Source organism: Rheinheimera soli, assembly GCF_021290985.1.
Classification (GTDB): Bacteria; Pseudomonadota; Gammaproteobacteria; order Enterobacterales; family Alteromonadaceae; genus Pararheinheimera; species Pararheinheimera soli.
The window spans coordinates 82,726-104,021 of sequence record NZ_JAJOYU010000013.1 but is presented as its reverse complement, the minus strand read 5'-3'; the positions used below and the strand labels follow the sequence as shown (position 1 = coordinate 104,021).

General features: G+C 45.7%; 13 protein-coding genes. All 13 read right to left on the bottom strand.

Going from position 1 to position 21,296, the window contains the following annotated elements; genetic code table 11:
- Positions 1-41 precede the first annotated feature (41 nt).
- A complete protein-coding gene (locus tag LSG37_RS11000; protein ID WP_233079920.1) occupies positions 42-4,877 on the bottom strand; it encodes an NAD-glutamate dehydrogenase in 4,836 nt (1,611 codons plus the stop codon).
- A 227-nt stretch (positions 4,878-5,104) separates the two neighbouring features.
- On the bottom strand, positions 5,105-7,423 hold the full coding sequence (locus LSG37_RS10995; RefSeq protein ID WP_233079919.1) for an efflux RND transporter permease subunit: 2,319 nt from the start codon (positions 7,421-7,423) through the stop codon (positions 5,105-5,107).
- A gap of 1 nt (position 7,424) precedes the next feature.
- On the bottom strand, positions 7,425-8,450 hold the full coding sequence (locus LSG37_RS10990) for a WD40/YVTN/BNR-like repeat-containing protein (protein ID WP_233079918.1): 1,026 nt from the start codon (positions 8,448-8,450) through the stop codon (positions 7,425-7,427).
- A 77-nt stretch (positions 8,451-8,527) separates the two neighbouring features.
- Positions 8,528-9,889, bottom strand: coding sequence for a DUF1329 domain-containing protein (locus LSG37_RS10985; RefSeq protein WP_233079917.1), 1,362 nt, complete (start codon positions 9,887-9,889; stop codon positions 8,528-8,530).
- Between the two features lie 20 nt (positions 9,890-9,909).
- Complete coding sequence (locus LSG37_RS10980) at positions 9,910-12,060, bottom strand: DUF1302 domain-containing protein (protein ID WP_233079916.1); 2,151 nt, start codon at positions 12,058-12,060, stop codon at positions 9,910-9,912.
- Between the two features lie 302 nt (positions 12,061-12,362).
- The gene (locus tag LSG37_RS10975) at positions 12,363-12,584 is read right to left on the bottom strand and encodes a DUF2835 family protein (protein ID WP_233079915.1); all 222 of its coding nucleotides are present in this window, start codon (positions 12,582-12,584) and stop codon (positions 12,363-12,365) included.
- 1 nt (position 12,585) lies between these two features.
- Positions 12,586-15,168, bottom strand: a complete 2,583-nt coding sequence (gene pepN, locus LSG37_RS10970; RefSeq protein ID WP_233079914.1) for an aminopeptidase N — start codon at positions 15,166-15,168, stop codon at positions 12,586-12,588.
- A 186-nt stretch (positions 15,169-15,354) separates the two neighbouring features.
- On the bottom strand, positions 15,355-16,845 hold the full coding sequence (gene nhaC / locus LSG37_RS10965; RefSeq protein ID WP_233079913.1) for a Na+/H+ antiporter NhaC: 1,491 nt from the start codon (positions 16,843-16,845) through the stop codon (positions 15,355-15,357).
- Positions 16,846-16,950: 105 nt separating this feature from the next.
- Positions 16,951-18,969, bottom strand: coding sequence for a carboxy terminal-processing peptidase (gene prc / locus LSG37_RS10960; RefSeq protein WP_233079912.1), 2,019 nt, complete (start codon positions 18,967-18,969; stop codon positions 16,951-16,953).
- Between the two features lie 16 nt (positions 18,970-18,985).
- The gene (proQ, locus tag LSG37_RS10955; protein WP_233079911.1) at positions 18,986-19,708 is read right to left on the bottom strand and encodes an RNA chaperone ProQ; all 723 of its coding nucleotides are present in this window, start codon (positions 19,706-19,708) and stop codon (positions 18,986-18,988) included.
- Positions 19,709-19,714: 6 nt separating this feature from the next.
- Positions 19,715-20,023, bottom strand: coding sequence for a hypothetical protein (locus LSG37_RS10950; RefSeq protein ID WP_233079910.1), 309 nt, complete (start codon positions 20,021-20,023; stop codon positions 19,715-19,717).
- A complete protein-coding gene (locus tag LSG37_RS10945; protein ID WP_233079909.1) occupies positions 20,020-20,493 on the bottom strand; it encodes a GAF domain-containing protein in 474 nt (157 codons plus the stop codon). The genes LSG37_RS10950 and LSG37_RS10945 overlap by 4 nt, the downstream gene beginning before the upstream one ends.
- Before the next feature lie 107 nt (positions 20,494-20,600).
- Complete coding sequence (locus tag LSG37_RS10940) at positions 20,601-21,281, bottom strand: SIMPL domain-containing protein (protein ID WP_233079908.1); 681 nt, start codon at positions 21,279-21,281, stop codon at positions 20,601-20,603.
- Positions 21,282-21,296 lie beyond the last annotated feature (15 nt).

The following is a 21,296-nucleotide window of genomic DNA, read 5'->3' as shown; positions in this document are numbered from 1 at the left end:
CGGCTCTAAAAAGAGCCGGTGTATTCTAGCTGGAACCTGAATTATTTCACAGGGTCACAGTGGTGGCTGAGTAACATCAGTTCACGCAGTGCCACTGAGAATTTAGCAAACTCATGGCTCTTGGTGGTTTTGAACTCAGCAAGCATTAAACGCCAGCGCGCCAGTACAGGTTCATGTTCAGTGATCCAACTGCCGATCACAGCTTCCGCATCACAAGCCCCTGCACAACCGCGTATCACTACGGCCGACAGTGCACGTTGCTGCCAATCCAACTCTTCGCGGTACGAAGCCCGGGCCAGAGCCTGCCAATGGTTCGCCACAGGTTGCTGCGTAATTTGCTCCAAGAACCAGTGCAGATCCAAACGATCGCCCAGCTTGAAGTAAATTTCTGCGCTTAACAGCAGAGAGTTTTTCTCAGCGTCAGCCACCTGTGCAATATCCATCACAGAGAAGCAGGTGCTTAGCTGTGCTAAATACAGGGCTACATCAGCTGGCACACCTTGTTCAATAAAGGCTTGCTCGTTAGCTGCCAGTTGTTCAGCTTCAGCCGGGGCCAGTAATTTCTGCAGATTATTGCTGATTTCAACAAAAGCAGGTTTGAAGAAATCTATCGTCTGCTGAATATCCAGCGCTTTATTACGATGACGTAAGAACCAACGTGTAGTGCGGCGCATAGTACGGCGCAACTGGTGGAATAACTTAATCTGCAATGCTGCAGGAATGACGTTATCCAACTCTTCCAGCTTGTTCCATACGGCTTCCACGTCAAACAAGTCGCGGGCTATGGTGTAACAGACGGCTACTTCAGCAATAGAAGAACCTGTTTCTTCCATCATACGCTGGGCAAAGTTAGCGCCCATATCGTTGACCATCAGGTTAGCCAATTTAGTAGCGATGATCTCAGCCTTTAACGGGTGAGTCTCCATCTCTTTGGCATAACTTTGCTGCAGCACTTTCGGGAATGCAGTAAACAGATGACGTTTGAAGTAACTATTTTCATAAATTTCCGGCAGTACCAACCACTCTTTCATTACCATTTTGCCGTAAGCGGTCAAAATGGCCAGCTCAGGACGGGTTAAACCCTGGCCTTTGGCGGTACGTTCAGCCAGTGCGTCGTCTGAAGGTAAAAACTCCAGTTCACGGTTTAACTTGCCGTCTTTTTCCAAAGCATGGATAAAACGGGTGTATTCCTTCATCTGCTCAGCGCCCAGCACTGAAGAGACAGAAATACTTTGGGTTTGACGGTAACAGTCGTTAATAACGATATCAGCCACATCAGTCGTCATAGCAGCTAACAACTCGTTACGTTGCTTCAGCGTCATATCACCGCTGGCCACCAGAGCGTTTAACAGTATTTTGATGTTTACTTCGTTATCTGAACAATCTACACCACCGACGTTATCGATAAAGTCAGTGTTAATGCGGCCACCGTTGTTCGCGTATTCAATACGGCCACGTTGAGTAGTACCTAAGTTACCACCCTCCCCTATGATTTTGGCTTTGACGTCTTTACCGTTGACGCGAACCGCTTCTGAACCACGGTCACCAACTTCAGCATGAGTTTCATCAGTCGCTTTGACATAAGTCCCTATACCACCGTTCCAAATCAGATCCACGTCCATCATCAATGCGGCGCGGATAAATTCGTTTGGTGTCAGACTGACTGCTGTAGTGCCTAACATCTGCTGAATTTGTGGCGTCAGCTTGATGGACTTAGCGCTGCGCATAAACAAACCACCACCTTCTGAAATCAATGACTTATCAAAGTCATCCCAGGTAGAAGTTGGTAAGTTGAACATACGCTCACGTTCAACAAAGGTTTTTGCTGCATCAGGATTTGGGTCAACAAAAATATGCATATGGTTAAATGCAACCTGCAGACGGATATGTTTGGATAACAGCATACCGTTACCAAATACGTCACCGGCCATGTCACCTATACCAACACAAGTGAAATCTGTGGTCTGGCAGTCGATGCCTACTTCACGGAAGTGACGTTTCACTGACTCCCAACCACCGCGGGCCGTAATACCCATACCTTTGTGGTCATAACCGTTGGAGCCGCCTGATGCAAAAGCATCACCTAACCAGTGGTTGTATTCAGCAGAAATAGCGTTAGCGATGTCTGAGAAAGTTGCAGTGCCTTTATCGGCTGCTACTACTAAATACGGGTCATCTTCATCTAAACGCACTACAGATTTAGGCGGGACTATCTGGCCCTGCACTATGTTATCTGTGATATCCAGCAAACCACGGATAAAGGTGCGGTAACATTCTTTACCTTCGTTTAAGAACGCATCACGGCCACCGGTTTCTGGTAACTTTTTACAAACGAAACCACCTTTCGCACCTACTGGCACTATCACGGTGTTTTTTACTTGCTGAGCTTTGACCAAACCTAAGACTTCGGTACGGAAGTCTTCACGACGGTCGGACCAACGCAGACCACCACGGGCGACTTTACCACCGCGTAAATGCACACCTTCAACACGTGGCGAGTAGACAAAAATCTCAAAGGCTGGCACTGGCAATGGCATATCCGGCACTAAAGAGGATTTCACCTTAAAGGAGATATAGCTCTTCTGCTGGCCTTGAGCATTTGGCTGGAAGTAGTTCGTACGTAAAGTAGCCGACATCATGGCAACAAAACGGCGGATGATACGGTCATCATCCAGGTTTACTACGCTATCCAATTGCTCATTTAACTGCTTTTCAATGGCTTCGATAGCTGCAGCATCACCAGTGTTTTCTGGGTCGAATTTGGTGTTAAACAGCTGTACTAACAAATGCGCCAGTTTTGGATAACGGGCAAAAGCGTTTTCGACGTAAGACTGACTGAAAGTACCGCCGATCTGACGCTTGTATTTAGCATAAGCACGTAATAACGAGGCTTCACGGCCTGTTAAACCTGCACCTAAAATCAGACGGTTAAAACCATCGTCTTCCAGATCGCCTTTCCATACTTTGGCAAAAGAGTCCTGGAAGGATAACTGCGCTTGTTCGAAGTCAGCTGGCATAGCACCATTGACTTCCATCGCGAAGTTTAAGATCCAACTGACAGAACCATCAGGGCAACGCACGGCATAAGGGGTTTCACCTATCACACGTAAACCGAAGTTTTCCAGTATTGGCAATACATCTGATAAATGGATTGGGTGATCTTTGTGGAACAGGTTCAGACGCACGGCTTTACTGTCGTTACGCTCTTCCTGAGGACGATAGAACAGCATATCTAAACGATGTTCGTCGTTTAACGACTCGATTTTTTCAATATCGACCAAGGCATCATTTGGCAACATTTCGTCTTTGTAAGACGATGGGAAAGCGGTCAGGTACTTGCGAGCCAGTTCACGACCGCGAGCTTCACCATAATGGCCTATCAGCGCAGCTTCCAGCTTGTCTTCCCAGGTACGGGCCGCTTCAACTAAATTGCGTTCAATTTCTTTCACATTAAACTCGATATTGTTATCGTTGATCCGAACGAAATAATGGGTACGCGCCAACACAGACTCAGAGAAGTACGTCGTAAATTCAACGGCTTCAGTGCTGCCTAAAGATTGAGCCAGAATTTGTTGCGTGACTTTACGCAGCTGAGTGTTGTAACGCTCACGTGGCACATACACCATAGCCGAGACAAAACGGCCAAAAGCGTCTTTGCGCACAAATAACCGTGTCATGTCACGTTCCTGCATTTGCAGTACGCCGGTCGACACATCTAACAGCTCATCTGTAGTCGCCTGGATCAACTCATCACGTGGATAAGTTTCCAGAATATTCAGCAAGGCTTTGTAGGCGTGAGTGCCATGAGCAAAACCAGACTTCGCCATCACTTTAGCCAGCTTGTTTTTCAGCAGTGGAATATCAGCGGCGCTGTTGTTGTATAAAGAAGATGAATACAAACCAATAAAACGGTCTTCACCTATCACATGGCCTTTGTCGTCAAACCGCTTAATGCCGACATAGTCGATGTAAGCAGGACGGTGTACACGGGATTTATTATTGGTTTTGGTCAGGATCAGCAACGAAGCATTTAAGGCTTGTTTACGAGCCTGCTCTGGTAAATCAGACAACATTAAGTCACGTGAAGTAGAACGGCGCATTAAACCTAAAGCGCTGTCGTTGACGCTTTCAATTTTATGATCGCCTTCCACCGCTTTGATACGGTATTCGCGATAGCCCAACAAAGTGAAGTTGTCTTTGGCCATCCAGTTTAAGAATTCGGTGGCTTGCTCAAGCTCAGTTGGATTCACTGACGCTTGTTTTGGCAAGTCTGCAATCACCTGCAGCAGTTTTGCACGGATAGGTTTCCAGTCCTGCACAGCGAGAGATACATCTTCCATCACAGATTGCAATTCAGAAGTAAGAGCCTCAACGGCTACTTTGTCTGTCATACGATCAATTTCGATATGGAACACAGTCTGTTCTGTGCTGGCTTGCTCTACAGTGCCCAACTTAAAAAAGTCCGTGATGTCGTTTTTATCGTTACGGAGCGTTTGTAAAGGGTAATGCAATAACAAGTGAGTGGTAATGGACTGGCGTGTTAACGCCATACGAACAGAGTCCACTAAAAACGGGCTGTCTTTCACCACTATTTCTACGATAGTGTGTTTGGATTCCCAGCCGTGTTTTGCAATTTCAGGGTTAAATACCCGGATCAGTGCTTTGCCCTCGGTATGACCGTTAAAACTTTGCCATAAGCTCAATGCTGCGCCATACAGATCGCTGTCGTTACGACCAAACAAATCTTCATGGGACATATTGCCATACAAAGTGTGGGCAAATTTCTCGACCAGCTCGACCTGATCTTTAACTTTAGAACGAATAAGCTTACTTACATTTTGTAGTAGTACAGAAGGTTGACCGTCTATCAGTGCCATTTTTGTATCCTTTTTTGAAACCTCGGCCTGTTGATACCGGGTTTACTTACATACAGAGCGTGTCAGGTGCGAAGTTTATTGAGTATTGACGGGCTTTTCGAGCTTTATTTATGTCTTTGCTACTGGTTGTACCAGAATAAAAATAGCTGATTTGACAAGTTATTCATCCGCTGTAAATAGAAAATGGCCTTACGGCCATTTTCATGTTTAAACATGCAGTTTTGTGACTAGTTATTTTTTCGCCAGAAAAAGGCTGCAAGGGCTGGTAACACCAAAATTGCACCTAACATATTCACTAAAAACATAAAGGTCAGCAATATGCCCATATCCACCTGGAATTTCAGCGCTGAAAATACCCAGGTGCTGACGCCGATGGCTAAGGTAATACCGGTAAACAACACTGCACTACCCGTCTCTTTTAACGCCGTGAAATACGCCTGACGCAGTGGTGTGCCATCACGCAGCAATTGCGTCATGTTCGACAGGATATAAATACCGTAGTCGACCCCTATACCTACGCCAAGCGCGATAACAGGTAAGGTAGACACTGTTAAACCTATTTCCAGTTTAGTCATCAGCGCGGTAGCCAATACAGACACCACATAAAGCGGCACTATGACTGCGACTGTGGCTTTTACAGAACGGAAACTAATTAAACACAACACTATCACTGCACCATAGACATACCACATCATAGGGGTCTGAGCTGCATCGACCGCTTCGTTAGTGGCTGCCATTACACCGACAGGGCCAGAAGCTAACTTAAACTTCACTTCATCTGTGCTCAGCTCGGCGCCTGCTTTTTTCGCTGCTGCTACCACAGTTTCAATGGTTTCGGCTTTATGGTCGTTTAAGAACAAGATCACCGGCATCACAGAACAATCACTGTTCAGTAAACCTGTGCTGGTTTCTACCCTGCTGGAAGACTGCACTAAGCTTTCGGTGGTGCGTGGCAACACTTTCCATTTCACATTGCCTTCATTAAAGGCCGCATTAATGGTTTTGGATACGGACGCCAGTGACACCGCAGACTGCACCCCTGGTACGTTTTCCATTTGCCATTGGAACTGGTCAACCCGGTTCATCACATCGTGGAAAGTACAGCCGTTGGCCGGTGTTTCTACCATCACATTAATGTAGTCCACAGAAATGGCATAACGGTCAGTGATCAGGAAGGTATCCTGATTGTAGACAGAATCTTCATGCAAGGCCGGAGCACCAGGGTGCAAATCGCCAATTTTCAGATAACTACTTTGCTGCCAGCCCAAAACAAACAACGCTGCTGTTGCTAATAAAATCACCACCGCATATTTAGGGGTAGCAAAAGCAGATAAGTTGTACCAGAACTTCTCAATACGTGGATGAGGGGTCTGTACTTTTTGCTTGTACTTGTCGCTGAATTTCACATAGGACATCAGTACAGGCAATAAAATAAGGTTGGTCAGGATAATAATACCCACACCTAAGCTTGCCGTGATGGCCAATTCACGAATCACACCTATTTCAATAATCAACAGGGTTAAAAAACCGACAGTGTCGGATAAAAGAGCAATACCGCCTGGGATCAACAGCTTACGGAAACTGGCCTGGGCTGCAGTTTTTGCATCCATACCCAAAGCCACGTTTTTACCTGTAGCATTGATCATCTGCACGCCATGACTAACACCTATCGCAAACACCAGAAATGGCACCAGTATCGACATAGGATCAATGCCAAAACCCAACACCGTCAGCGTACCCATTTGCCAGATCACGGCAATTAACGAACAGGCAATTGGCAATAAGGTCAGCATCACAGAGCCGCTGAACAGATACACCATAATGGCGGTAATGACGATAGCTACAGCAAAAAAGGCCAATACACCTTTGGCGCCGTCTGCCACATCACCCACCATTTTGGCAAAACCTATGATATGTACGGTCAGGTTTTCATTCTGGTACTGAGCTCGCACTTGCTGTTCAAGCTCTGCAGCAAATTTGATGGTATCGAGTTTCTGCTGGGTATCAGGGTCTACTTCTAACAGTTGTGCTGTGACCATAGCGCAGCTGAAATCGTCCGCCACCATACGACCAACAATACCTGCTTTTTCGACGTTGGATTTGACCACTGCCAAGCCTTCTGCTGTAGGCGCAAATTCCGCAGGAATAACAGGGCCACCGGCAAAACCATCTTCAACAACTTCAACAAAACGTGTGCTGGGGCTGTACAGAGATTTGACCAGACTACGGTCTACTCCTGGCAGGTAATAAATTTGATCATGGATTTTTTTAAAAGATGCAAAAAAATCCGGATTAAAAATATCGCCTTTGGCATCACAGACTGACACCAGAATATTATTTGCACCGCCAAAATCTTTGGCGTGTTGCATATAAGTCTGCATATATTCGTGTTGCAGCGGGATATTTTTGGTAAAAGCCGCATCCAGTTTAATCTGTGTGGCTTTAAATAATAAAAACAAAGTGGCGAGTACAAAAAGTACGATGACAGCCATACGATGGCGGAATAATACCGTCTCGCAACTGGTTACAATTCGATTCAGACTCATGTTATTCCGGCTTCTTAATTGCTAAGGTTCTAATTCCAGCTTCGGTGACTAACACCAGCTGTTCCTTGACTGCAACGGCATTTAAAATGGCTTTACTGTCTTCTGTCTTTAAAGGCTCAAAACTGACACCATCGTCGCGACTGACCAGCAAAGTACCGGCATTACCCGTCAAATACACATGGTCTGCGGCATCAGTCAGCACACTGTTTAATGTGGCGGTTTGGTTATGTTGCACTTCTTGCCAGTTTTGGCCCAAGTCAGTGCTTCTGAACACATTGCCACGTAAACCAGCTGCTATCAGGGTATTTTTTGCCGTCATAGCTAAGCCAAACAAAGAACCATTATAAAACTCCGGATGACGGGTCCAGCTTTTGCCAAAATCTGCGCTGGTGGCAAAAAAGCCTGCTTCGCCAATCAGATACAGCACATTGTTGTGCTGATAAATGCGATTAAAATGTGGCAATACTGATGCACGTTCATCCAAATAAGCATCAGGGTCTGTTTCCTGCAGCTCTTTTAAATACTCCTGATCTTCAGCGCCCACCAATTCCAGATGAAATTCATCCGACCAGGTTTTACCGCCGTCTGTGGTGCGGTAAAACATGCCATAAGCACCGAGAGCTATGCCATTGCTGGCATCAGCAAATAAAATATCAAACAGAGGTTTGTCTGTTTCTGGCTTAAATTGCTGCAACTGCCAGCTTTGACCACCATCTTGGGTAGCAATAATAGTGGCGTCGTGCCCCACTGCCCAGCCGTGCTTGTCATCAGAAAAATACACTGAGGTAAACAAGCTTTGCACTGGCGTCTGAATTTGTGTCCAGTGGGTGCTGTCTTTACTGAGCAGCAGATGACCACGATCGCCTACTGCAACATAAAGCTCATCGTTAACGCGGATTAAATCAGTCAGCACAGATTTTTCTGCCAAAGGCATCATATAAGATGGCGTTGGCGCCACTGCAGACTCAGCGTGAATTGGGGTTGTCAGCAGCAAAGCCGCAACAGAGGATAAAAGTTTAACCATCATTAGAGTTTTCACTCAGCATCAATTTAAAAACAAAAACGGTTGGCATCAAGCCAACCGTTTAACTACTTGCTTACAGATTAACGGGTACCTTCACGGCGCAGAGCCGCTGGAGTAAAGTCATTATCTGTTAACGGCACAGAGAAGTCATACATCTTGTCTTCGTTGTCTAAACCAATCGCAATATAACGACGGGTATTCAGATCATGGAAAACTTCCAAAGTACTCCAGTGGGTTGGTACTTCGTAGTAGTTCAGACCATGAGCCACGGCAACACGGTATAACTCGCCTCTGTTGTCATACAGATCGGCTACATGTACTTGCCAGCTGTCTTCGTCGATAAAGAATACACGTTTACCATAGACATGGCTGGTACCGCTTTTCAGGTTAGCTTCAACGACCCAAACACGGTGTTTTTCCCAGCGCACGTATTCCGGATTGATGTGGCCTGGTTTTACCAGATCCGCATACTTCACGTCTTTGCTATGCAGTTTGTAGCTGTTGTAAGGGATAAACAGCTCTTGTTTACCCACTAACTTCCAATCGTAACGGTTTGGTGAACCGTTGAACATATCGAAGTCATCTGTAGTACGCAAACCATCAGAGGCTGTACCTGGTGCATCATAAGCCACGTTTGGCGCACGACGAACCCGGCGTTGTCCTGTGTTATAAGTCCAGGCCTGACGAGGAGTTTTTACCTGGTCCATAGTCTCATGAACCAACAATGCAGTACCGGCCAGACGAGCTGGAGTGGTTACAGCTTGCTTGAAACGGAACAGGATATTTTCTTTTTCCAGAGCCTCTACTGTGGCATCCGGCGCTGAGTATTTGAACATAATTTGTTCATCAAAGCCGATAGTGACGTAGTCACCTGAAGCAGTAGGTGCAACCTGACCACCGTTACGGCTGGCTGCTACACCACGGAAACGTAAAATATGGTTCCAGATGGCTTCCAAACCGTTAGCAGGAATTGGGAAAGGAATACCAATGGCTGCATTAATAATACCGTTACCACCTTCAACCAGCTCTGCGTTTGCTGCAATTTTCTTTGTTGCATCATACACATACTGTGGGTAAGACGCAGTACGGCGGCTTTGGTATACATTCATTTTGTAACTGTCTGGGTAGGCTTCAAACAGTTTAATCTGACCTGGGCTTAACATGTTTTTGTATTGAGCCAGGTTTGATTTATCAATAGTGAACAGTACTTTATCGCCAGCAAATGGATCCGGGTGGTGATCACCTGGTTTATAACCAGCAGGAGCAGCAGTGATACCACCTTCCCATGCCGGAATACTGCCATCTGCATTACCTGCTTTTTCCGCGCCCAGCGGCGTTAAATCAGCACCCAAACGAGCGACCTGATCCGGAGTTAACTTCGCAATAGCACCACAGCTAACGACTAGCGCAATAGTAGATGCAATCAGGGTGAGTTTTTTCATAATGGTTCTCGCCTCGTCCCTTAAATAGAGTATTTAATGTTAAAAGATACAAAATCACGGTCAGCTGTATTGTTGGTAGTACCTACACCACCCCAGAAGGCATTGTAAGATAACTCAGAAGACCAGCGGTTCAGATAATCAAAAGCTACAGTGTAACCCACTGACTTTTTGTCTTTGGAGAACATAAACAGTGGATCAGGTGTAATACCATTCACGTCGTGGGCAAACACCACACGATGCGACATATTGACACCAGCAAACACGTCGTTGAAGTCGGCTTTAGCTAATAAACGGTAACCCCAGGCAGATGCAGTTGGGAACGGGTTGGTTTCAGCACCATTGGATAATGCAGTATGGACACCGTCTTTATTGACCAGCGGACCACCATTGATGGTACCGAGTAAAGGACCACCACTACGGTCTGTATTTGGACCATTTAAGCGTAATACCGACTGATCCGGCATATCGTTAATTTTGATACCACCAACCTCAGCTAACATAGTGAAGTTGTCAGCGATCCACATAGGACCAAACAAATGCGTCACTGTGATTTGAGCCTGAGTGGTGTCTGACAGAATGTAGCCCTGAGCAAATTCGCCTGGTCCTACTTTGTTACCGTCAAAACGTCCTATCTGACTGATGCCTTCCAGTTCACCACGCAAACCTGCGTTAGCTAACTGCTCTGGCATACCAGCGTACAGAATTTCCACGTCATCGATTTGCAAAGGCTCATCCTGACGGTAGGACAATTCACCAGCAACAGAAGTCCCACCTACTGTGGTGTTAAAACTGAAACCATACAGCTTAATATCTTCCGGATACTCGATAAGGCCCTTGGAAAACACTTCCATCTCGCCAATATTTTCTTTGGTAATGCCACCTACGTTCGCCGCCAGATAACTTAACGACTGCACTACGCCGTCTAATCCTGGAGCGCCTGTAACAGGATCTTTAGTACCAAAATTTGATGCTATACCAGAAATCAACGGAGTACGGCTATGGTAGTTCATATGGTACACAGCAAATTCAGTATCATTCAGCTCTGAAGCGAAATATTCCAATTTAAGACCGTATTGACCACCGTCTTCAGGTTCAATTTCACCTGCAGAGCCTTGTGGTCGTAACGTAACTTTTGTGGAGTACGCCAGCATAGCGTTTATAGCAGCTGTTTTGGCTGAAGCTGGTGCAGCCGGATTGGCCAATGCGCCAAGTAAAGCCCCTGCATTCTGCGACAACAAGTTCATCTCAGACACCAGGAAGTCCAGGTCGATATCCGGGTTACCCGCAAAACCTAACTGGATATTTTGGTTGTAACCACCTTCACCAGCAAAATCGTTGGTAGAGAAATAAGAACCAGGCACTGGCAGGTAACTATTTTTCCACTCGTATTGATAAAACACTTCTGCCGTCAGGTTTTCAGTTAAACCTAAAGAAGCCCATGCCATCCCTACAGGAATAAAGGCTTCTTTTAAGTCAGCACCTGGACTACGTAACACGCCCACGTCCACTGGAGTGATGTTAATACCGTGAGGAATAAAGGTACTTTCACCCCAGCTAAGCACTTGGTTACCCACGCGCACTGATAATGGGTTAGCGCCATCATTTAATGCAAAGTTGCCATAGACATAAGCATCTAATAAACGGATATCACGGCAGGCTAAATCACGGGCGTCATCATCAGCACAAGGATCAACCTTGTTCAAGGAAAGAGGGTTAGTGTAAGCACCCTCGTCATCCATTAAGGCTGAATCATAGAAATAAGTGAAACGGCCAAAAAAGCCAAAATCGCCCTTGGCGATAGACAACTCATGAGTACCGCGGAACACTTCGGAGAACATATCTCCTTTATCATAATTCAGGTTACCAGCGTCACCATTACTGGAATACGCACCTGGCTGTGCCCAAATTTGCGAACTTGTGTAAATTGGATTGCTAAATGCGCTGTAATTTGTCCAATCGAATCGTGGATGGTTGACCTTACTGATGGTGTCCCAATCACGATCTTCTGCGCGCCAGCTGGCGCCATAAGAAAATGTAGAGTCAAATACAACTTCTACATCACCGAAATCAAAGGTGGCTGCCTGAGCACTGGTGGCCGACAAGGCCAATAATGCAGAAGCAACACCCAGAGCTAAAGTACTTCTGACGAAGGCACCTGGCTTAGTATTCATTCGTTATCTCCCCCCTGTCCCTGCAGGTATTTTGTTATTTTTTATTTTGAGCCAACCAACTGCTCGGAGGTCAGCTTGTATCGAAGAAATCATTACATCATTTTGATCGTGGCGCAAGGCTTGCGAACAGTCAAATCTGTTGATTTTTATTCAGTTTTTTCCCTTTGCACTGCCTAAACCACCCCAGTTCCACCCAATCCGGTTTGACCAGTTGAGTGAAGATCATCTAACTGAATGAAAATAATAGCTAAAGTGGCAGATTTTGCCTGTTTTGTTTTAAGTTAGCGTTTTAAGTAATAACTCTAATTTATTTTTTCTAAACTGCTGAACTTACCCTGATCGGTTAAGGTTAATACAAAACGGGCATTCACCCCGACATGACTGATGTAAGGCCGGAAATGCCGCAAAGGCAGCTGCACCGTCTGGCCATTTTCGGCCTGCACTACTACGTCAGTGTAAAGGCCCTGATAAAAGGCCAGACATTGATCCACATCCAACATCAGTCTGAATTTATACTGTCGCATATCAGCTTAAGCTCTTACTCACTTTCTCATACAAATCGTTACTCAACTCTTTGCTCAGCATAGTCTGTAACACCGACTTTAACTGCAGCTGGCGCGAACTTTGATAGCGTTTCCACGATAACAGTGGAGTGACTAAACGCGATGCAACCTGAGGATTAATAGCGTCCATTTTCAGCACCACATCGGCCAACAGCTGATAGCCCTGCCCATCCTCTGAGTGAAACATAGCTGGGTTTTGCTGATAAAAAGCGCCAAATACAGCACGCACTCTATTCGGGTTCTGCCAGCTAAATTGTGGATGTGCTGTCAGTTGCTGCACTGTGGCAAAGACGGATGCCTGCGGGTAAGACGCCGATAAGCTAAACCATTTATCCAGCACCAATACGTCTTTATTCCAACGCTGCTCAAAGGCACTCATCAATTCAGTAAATAACGGATGTGAGGCACTGCGGCAGGCGCGCAGCACAGCCAACTGATCAGTCATATTGTCTGAGCTGTTGTATTGCTGACGTAATAATTCATCCTTACCCTCAACAAAAGCCAAATAATGCAAACAGACTGAACGCAAAGCACGTTTTGCAACCTGCTGCTGTTGATACTGGTAGGCTTCTGAATGCAACGACTGATAACAGAGTTGCCACTGCTCTTTCAGCTCAGTCGCCAGTTGCTGCTGAAAACTTTGCAACGCCCACACCAGATCCTGAACTGGTATTTCATCAAACTGCTCCGCCACCATATCGTAAGCTGGCACAGTGAGTAATTCAGCAGTAAAGGCTAAATCATCCAAAGGTTTGATTAATAACTGTCGATAAAACTCAAACAAAGCAGCAGGCAGCTGATACTCAGCTCCTGAGCTTTTTGCTTCAATAGCGGCTTTCACCTGAATTTGCCACAGTTGCTGTATCGCATCCCAACGCGCGACGCCATCTTTGGCATCACGGGCAATCTGTAGCAGCTCATCCATGCTGTATTGATACTGTAATTTTACCGGCGCAGAAAAGTCGGCTAATAACACAGGCACTGGTTTTTGACCAACGGCAAAACTAAACTCCTGCTGCGCTTGTGTCATTTCCAGCAAATAAGGCAGACTCACCCCTTCCACCAGCAACTCAACGCGAACAGGCAGCAGCAGAGGCTCTTTATCGGTCTGATCAGCGGTGGCAGGCGTATGCTGTTGCATTAAAAGCTTAAATTCACGTTTTTTTGCATCAAACTGGCTATGCACTTTCAGTTCAGGCGTGCCGGATTGCTGATACCAACGTCTGAACAGCGTTAAATCGCGTTTATTCGCATCCTGCATCGCATTGACAAAATCATCGCAGGTGACCGCCTGACCGTCGTGACGTTTAAAGTATAAATCCATCCCCTTTCTGAAGCCGTCCTGCCCCAACAAGGTATGCAGCATACGAATGACTTCTGCGCCTTTGTCGTACACTGTGACTGTATAGAAGTTATTCATTTCCAACACTTGCTGTGGCCGGATAGGATGGGCCATAGGACCGGCATCTTCAGCAAACTGTGCTGTGCGAATGGTTTTCACCGCATCAATACGATTTAAGGTAGCTGAGCCCATATCAGCACTGAACTGCTGATCCCGAAATACCGTTAAGCCTTCTTTTAAACTCAGCTGAAACCAGTCACGGCAGGTCACTCTGTTGCCTGTCCAGTTATGGAAATACTCGTGACCAATAATAGATTCGATGTTAAAAAAGTCGGTGTCTGTGGCTGAGGCCTGATCGGCAAGTACATATTTGCTGTTAAAGACATTTAAGCCTTTGTTTTCCATAGCGCCCATATTAAAGAAGTCGACTGCTACCACCATGTAGATGTCAAGATCGTACTCCAGGCCAAAGGTTTGCTCGTCCCATAACATAGCGCGCTGCAGCGATTCCAACGCAAATTGCGCTCGGTTTTTGTTGCCTTTATCAACATAAAACTCCAGCGCTACTTCGCGGCCAGAGCCCGTGGTGTAACTGCCTTTTAAGCAATCAAAATCCCCTGCGACTAAAGCAAATAAATAACTTGGTTTTGGAAACGGATCGACCCAGGTTACATGCCGACGACCGTCAGGCAACAAAGTTGAGCTGACCAGATTGCCGTTACTCAGTAGCGCCGGATAAGTGTTGTCATCAGCAATAATATGAGTGGTAAAACGGGCTAATACATCAGGTCGGTCGAGGTAATAGCTGATGCGGCGAAAGCCCTCCGCTTCACACTGAGTGCAATAGGCACCATTGGATAAATACAAACCTTCCAGCGCTGTATTGGCTTTTGGATTTAACTCAATTTTAAGTTCGAGCTGTGCTTTGGCTGGCATGCAAGGCAGGATCAACTGCTCAGCAGTAACCTGATAACAATCAGCATTTAGTACCTGTCCATCTAATGACACAGACAACAACTTCAGTTCTTGTCCATCCAGAATTAAAGTCCCTGCTTTGTCACTGGCTGATGCCACCTGATAAACAGCAGTCAGCACCGTCGCTTCAGGGGTTAACTCAAAACTCAGCTCCACGTCGGTAATAGTAAATTCTGGTGCTTTGTAGTCACTTAGTTTTTTTGCCTGACGGCTGGATACCTGGCTCATCACAAACTCTCTTTTTGTTAATGCTAACGTCGAAAATTGTGCTCCTGCATTTCCGACGTACCCTACATCCTGTACATAAAAAATTACCCGGAGCAATTTTTAACGACGCGAAGCGTTGGCCCGGGAGGGTGAGCGCCATGAATGGCTGCGAATAAAACAAAGGCCAGTCTGAACTGGCCTTTTCTGTTATTTACCTTGAACGGCCGCTGTAATTGGCGTGTCTGGTGGTGTCAGTTTTAACACCTTAATGCCCATGTAAGCGTAGATCACAGCCAGAACCGGATTAATCAGGTTAAAAAATGCATACATAGCGTAATCCAGCGGATTCACATTCAATACGCCATGCATATAAGCACCACAGGTGTTCCACGGAATTAATGGACTGGTAATAGTACCGCCGTCTTCTAAGGTGCGGGACAAATTCACCGGGGCTAAACCACGGCGCTCATACTCTTCTTTAAACATCCGGCCTGGCATCACAATGGCCATATACTGGTCGGCTGTTAAAATATTAGTCGCAATACAAGTAGCAATAGTGCTGGTAATTAATGAGCCTGTGCTGTGCGCTTTATGCAAAATAGCTTCAACAAACTTACGCAATAACCCTACATGCTCCAGCACAGCGCCAAACATCATGGCTGAAAAAATCAGCCAGCAGGTGTTGAGCATTTTTACCATACCACCACCATTCAACAGTTTATCCAACTGCGCATTCTGGGTTTCAATGACAAAACCACCATGCAAGGTGCTCCAGACCACTTTTAAAGTAGCAAGAAACGCATTTAAGGCCGGATCTGCCATTTTAGCCACCAACTCCGGCTGGAATAACACAGCCCAGACGCCACCTAACAAAGCGCCGATAAACACAGTTGGAAAAGCCGGTACTTTTTTCACAGCCATCGCCATTAATACCAATAAAGGCACTAACATCACAGGGCTGATATTAAAGTGTTGTTGCAAAGATTCACTGATAGCACGGATTTGAGAGTCATCTGCCGCAGCGTCAGCGTTGAATCCCATCACAGCAAAAATAATCAGGGCCAGGACCAGACTCGGCACAGTAGTCCAGGTCATATGGCGAATATGCTCAAATAATTCAGACCCCGCCACAGCCGGAGCCAGGTTGGTGGTTTCACTGACAGGAGACATTTTATCGCCAAAATAAGCGCCTGAAACTATAGCACCAGCTGTGACTGCTGGTGACATCCCAAGGCCCGCAGCCACACCTATTAAAGCTACACCTATGGTCGCCGCTGTAGTCCAACTGCTACCAATACTTAAGGCTACTACAGCACACAATAAACAACTAGCCGCATAAAACCAGGACGGGTCTAATAACTGTAAGCCGTAGTAAATTAATGAAGGCACAGTACCAGCTAACAGCCAGGTGCCAATTAAAGCGCCTACAGAAAACAGGATTAACAAGGCACCTAAAGACAAGGAAATGCCTTTGACCATAGCTTGTTCAATGTCAGCCCAACCATAACCATTCTTCAGGCCTATCACAACGCCGACAAAAGCTGCTACAAACAAAGCGATTTGATTGGCACCATAAGAAGAATCACTGCCATAGAGGTAAACGGACAAACTGAGTAAAACGACTAAAACAATAAGCGGTATGCTGGCATCTAAAAAACTGGGCGCTTTAATAAGGCGTGGTGCAGGTTGTTGTTCCATGGTGCTTCTCTTCACGACTGGCTTTAGCCAGTTTCTGTTGTAATGAGCAAAGGGCCAGAGTCATGGGTTGCTTGCAACCAATCACTCTGACCCCTTCGTTTGATTTTAATTAGCGCGTTTTGCCAGATGACCCAGACTTAGCATGTCTACAGTGATCTGCGCTGTTTCTTCCAACAATGGATCCAGCTTTTCCAGCACTTCAGGTAAATCATCCAGATTTTTTACAGCTGGTAACTTCAGTCGTGCTAAACGTTCATTCACGCGTTGTAAATCACGGGCAGTGTTTTCGTCTTTTTTCTTCAGACGTTCCTGCTCGTTTAATGAAATAGTTTTTTCATCTTTTTCTTTGGTATACAAAGCGATATCGTCCATCAGGTATTTGTATTCAGTTTCTTTGCTGAAACGTTCCTGATGTTTTTTCTGCAATACAGGTAACGCCTTTTTAATTTCATCTGACGATTCGTACTGAGCCGGAGGAATGCTATCCCAAGGCAAGGCGTTTTCTTCTTTGCTTTCGCCCCACTCACCAGGTTCTATAGGTGACGGGAACAAAATATCAGGAGTCACGCCTTTGTGCTGAGTACTGCCACCGTCGATACGATAAAACTTAGCAATAGTAAATTGTACAGAACCTAAGGACTCTTCAAACATATCGTAGACACGGCCTAAAGTACGGTGCTGCTGCACAGTACCTTTACCAAAGGTATGCTCACCGACAATCAAAGCACGGCCATAATCCTGTAAAGCTGCCGCAAAAATTTCAGAGGCAGAAGCACTGTATCTATCAACCATCACAGTTAAAGGGCCGTTATAAAATACGCTGCCATCCTGATCCTGGCTGATGCCTATGCGGTTGCCTGCTTCGCGGATTTGTACTACTGGGCCTTTATCTATAAACAAACCTGTTAAAGACACCGCTTCAGGTAAAGAACCACCGCCGTTGCCACGCAAGTCGACGATAATACCGTCCACATTCTGCTGCTTTAAGCTGGCAATTTCTTTTTTCACATCTTCGGTCAGGTTGTTGTAAAAGCTTGGAATATTAATCACGCCAATCTTTTTACCTAAAGGACTCAGTTTAGGCTCCAGTACTTCAGCTTTTGCTGCCCTGTCTTCTAAGCGGATTTTATCCCGTACTATAGAAATTTGAGTAGGAACACCTTTGGATGCATCGCCGCCCACTAACACCTGTAAACGCACAGTGGAACCTTTAGGGCCTTTGATCAGATCCACTACGTCATCAAGACGCCAGCCGACCACATCCACAAATTCTTCTTCGCCCTGAGCCACACCAATGATTTTATCTTTGGGTTTGATCTTTTTTGTCATATCAGCAGGGCCACCTGGCACCAGACTCATAATGACAGTAAAGTCATCATCACTTTGCAGCACAGCGCCTATGCCTTCCAGCGACAGATTCATTTCCTGCTGGAAACGTTCAGCGTTACGTGGCGATAAATAGGAGGTATGAGCTTCAATGCTGCGGGCATAGGAGTTCATCACAATCTGAAACACATCTTCACTTTCGGTTTGTAATAAACGTTTTTTCGCGTTCTCATAGCGTTTTTTCAGCAGTTTTGTCGTCTCTTCTGCTGTTTTACCGGCTAACTTCAGATTCAGCGCATCAAATTTCACCTTTTGACGCCACAGCTCATTCAACTGAGCTACATCAGCAGCCCAAGGCGCATCTTCACGCTCAAACTCGTAGCTGTCTTTTTGAGTGAAATCAAAAGGCTTGTCCAGCAGGCTGATGGCGTAATCAAAACGCTCTAAACGGCGGGTCAGACTTAAATTAAACATTTGATAAGCAAAATCAAACTGGCCTTTCGCCAGGCCGTTATCAAATTCGTGGCGATATTTTTCAAAGCCGTCTACGTCTGATTTGAGTAAAACGTTACGGAAAAAATCCAGACTTTTCAGGTAGCGGTCAAAGACTTTTGACGATAACTCGTCGTCAATGCGTAAGCCTAAATAATGCTCTCGGGTAAAGTAATTGGTAACTCGTTTACTGGCCGTTGCATGCTGTGGTTCCTGCACCAGGTTTGGCACAGGAGAAATAACCGGCGCAGCCACACTGCTGCCGATCACCAGAAAAAACGCCGCTAAGCTGGAAATTTTTTTCATTGAACACTCATCTTTGTTAAGCCTGGAACAGCTTATCCCCTTGGGTCTTAATCACCATACCTGAGGCAAGCTGCACCACAACATCATTTTTAACTACTTCAAGCACAGTTGCCGGCACAGGTTTTAGGCCAACTTTTAACTGCACAGTACTGCCAACCTTTAATGTGGCTGTATTTAATGCAATAAGTTCAACTGCTTGCTCTGAAACCACTTTTTCTGTGGCTTGAGGCTTAGAGTGAAGTCTGGCTGCTTTTGCTGCAACTGTGGCCTTGTTTGGCTGAGATTTTTTGTAAGCCGGTTTGTCGGAAGTTTGAGTTTTTGGCTGGTCTTTCTGCAGCTCTTTTTGTTTAGCACGTTCTGCTGCAGCTTTCGTTTTGCGCACTTCAGCCGCTTTGGCTTTGCTTTGCTCTAAGGTTTCAGCTGCATGAGCGGCTTGCTGCTCATCAATCAGTTCACCTGCAAGACCATCCAAATCAACGCGGGCAACACCCACTTTGACGCCAGCAAGGTAACGCCAGCTAGACGTATACAAACGTAAGGCATGACGAATTTGCGTTTTGCTGATGCCATCTTCTTCAGACAACCGCTGGGCTAAGTCCTGAAAAATACCAATTTTCAGAGGTTTAGCTTCGCCGCTTTGGCTAAAACACAGAGGAAACTTTTCGCTAAGTTCGGCGAGGATTTGTTTCACATCTTTGCCTGCGGGTTGAGCTTGAATTTGTTCAGTTGGGGTTGTCATGCAAAATTACTCTTCTTCATCAGCGGCATCGTTTAACTTAATGCCTTCTTCTAATTGGTTATTAACGTAACAGATAGCCCAGTCGACCAGTTCATCTTCATCTGCTTCTAATAAAACTAAACTACCTCGTAGTTCGTTCCAAATCGCAGTCAGTAAATGGTCTATTTCGGCTGGTAAAATATCATCTGGAAAACGGCGCCAGACTGCATGGTAAATAGCGTTGATGCGATCGGCGACGATCTCTTCTTCGCCTTCCCAGTCGCCTACATCGGCAACCTGGAATAAATAATCCTGAATATTGACTAAATCTTTCATAAAGTCCGGGCCAAATGCTGCTCAAACAGCTGAACTAATCCAGCCAGACCTTGCTGGTCGTCCAGATCAAAACGGGCCAGACTTGGACTGTCGATATCCAGCACAGCGATAATCTTGCCATTATGTCGCACTGGTAACACAATTTCTGAATTACTGGCTGCATCACAGGCAATATGACCAGGAAACTCGTGTACATCTTTGACCAGCTGAATGTCACCTGTTGCCACAGCTGTGCCACAGACGCCCTTGCCCACTGGTATACGGACACAAGCCACTTTACCCTGAAAAGGCCCCAGCACTAAAACATCGTCCCTTAAAATATAAAAGCCTGACCAATTCAGATCAGGCATTTCATTAAAGAGCAACGCACTCAGATTTGCCATGTTAGCAATCAGGTCTGTTTCGTCTTCGATCAGAGACTGAGCTTGCTGTTGCAGCAGCTGATAAAATTCTGGTTTTTGCTCACGCATGAAATATAGGTTCTACCATTACTACGAAGGCCCCTACATTACTTGTTTTGTCGCTAAATTTAAACCTCTGCCACAAAAAGATTTAACCCCTTTTGTTCAATAAACAATCAATGGCTGTTCATTTCAAACTCAACTGACACTTCTGCTCTGATATCGGTCTGGCCAAAGCTGACTTCAGCACTGTCAGTCATGGCTCTTGCCATCTTCATTACAGGTGCCGGAGCATAACCTTGTTCATTGATTTTTTGTGCTGAACCCAGCTTTAAGCCATTGGCCTGAGCCAATAACGATGCTTTGGTTTTGGCATGAGCAAAAGCCTGTTGCAGCGCTTTTTGATACAACTCATCCGACTCGCTGACTAAAAATTCAGCCTGATTCATCTGAGTTACACCTAAATCTGCTGCTTGTTGCAATACGGTGCTGTACAGCGATAAGTCATTTAAAGACACCACGATATCGCGGCTGACCTGATAACGCTGTGGCAATTTGCGTTCAGGGTCGTGCTGATAATCCTGCTGAATACGCAAAGGCGCATTGTTCAGTTGATCATCTTTTACACCCAGCTTACGCAAAGCTTTGGTTAATGCAACCACCTGCTCATCAACTTTTTGTTTGGCGTCACTGACCTTTTCAGCTGTCTGCTGAATTTGCATGCTCAAACGTACTGCATCAGGTTTGGCTTGCATGATGGCTGAGCCTGATACGGTGACAGTTTTCACAGCCGGAGTATCTGCTAAAGCTACAAAACTCAAACTACAAACCATCAAAGCTACTAATTTCGTTTTCATTTTTTAATCCTGTTA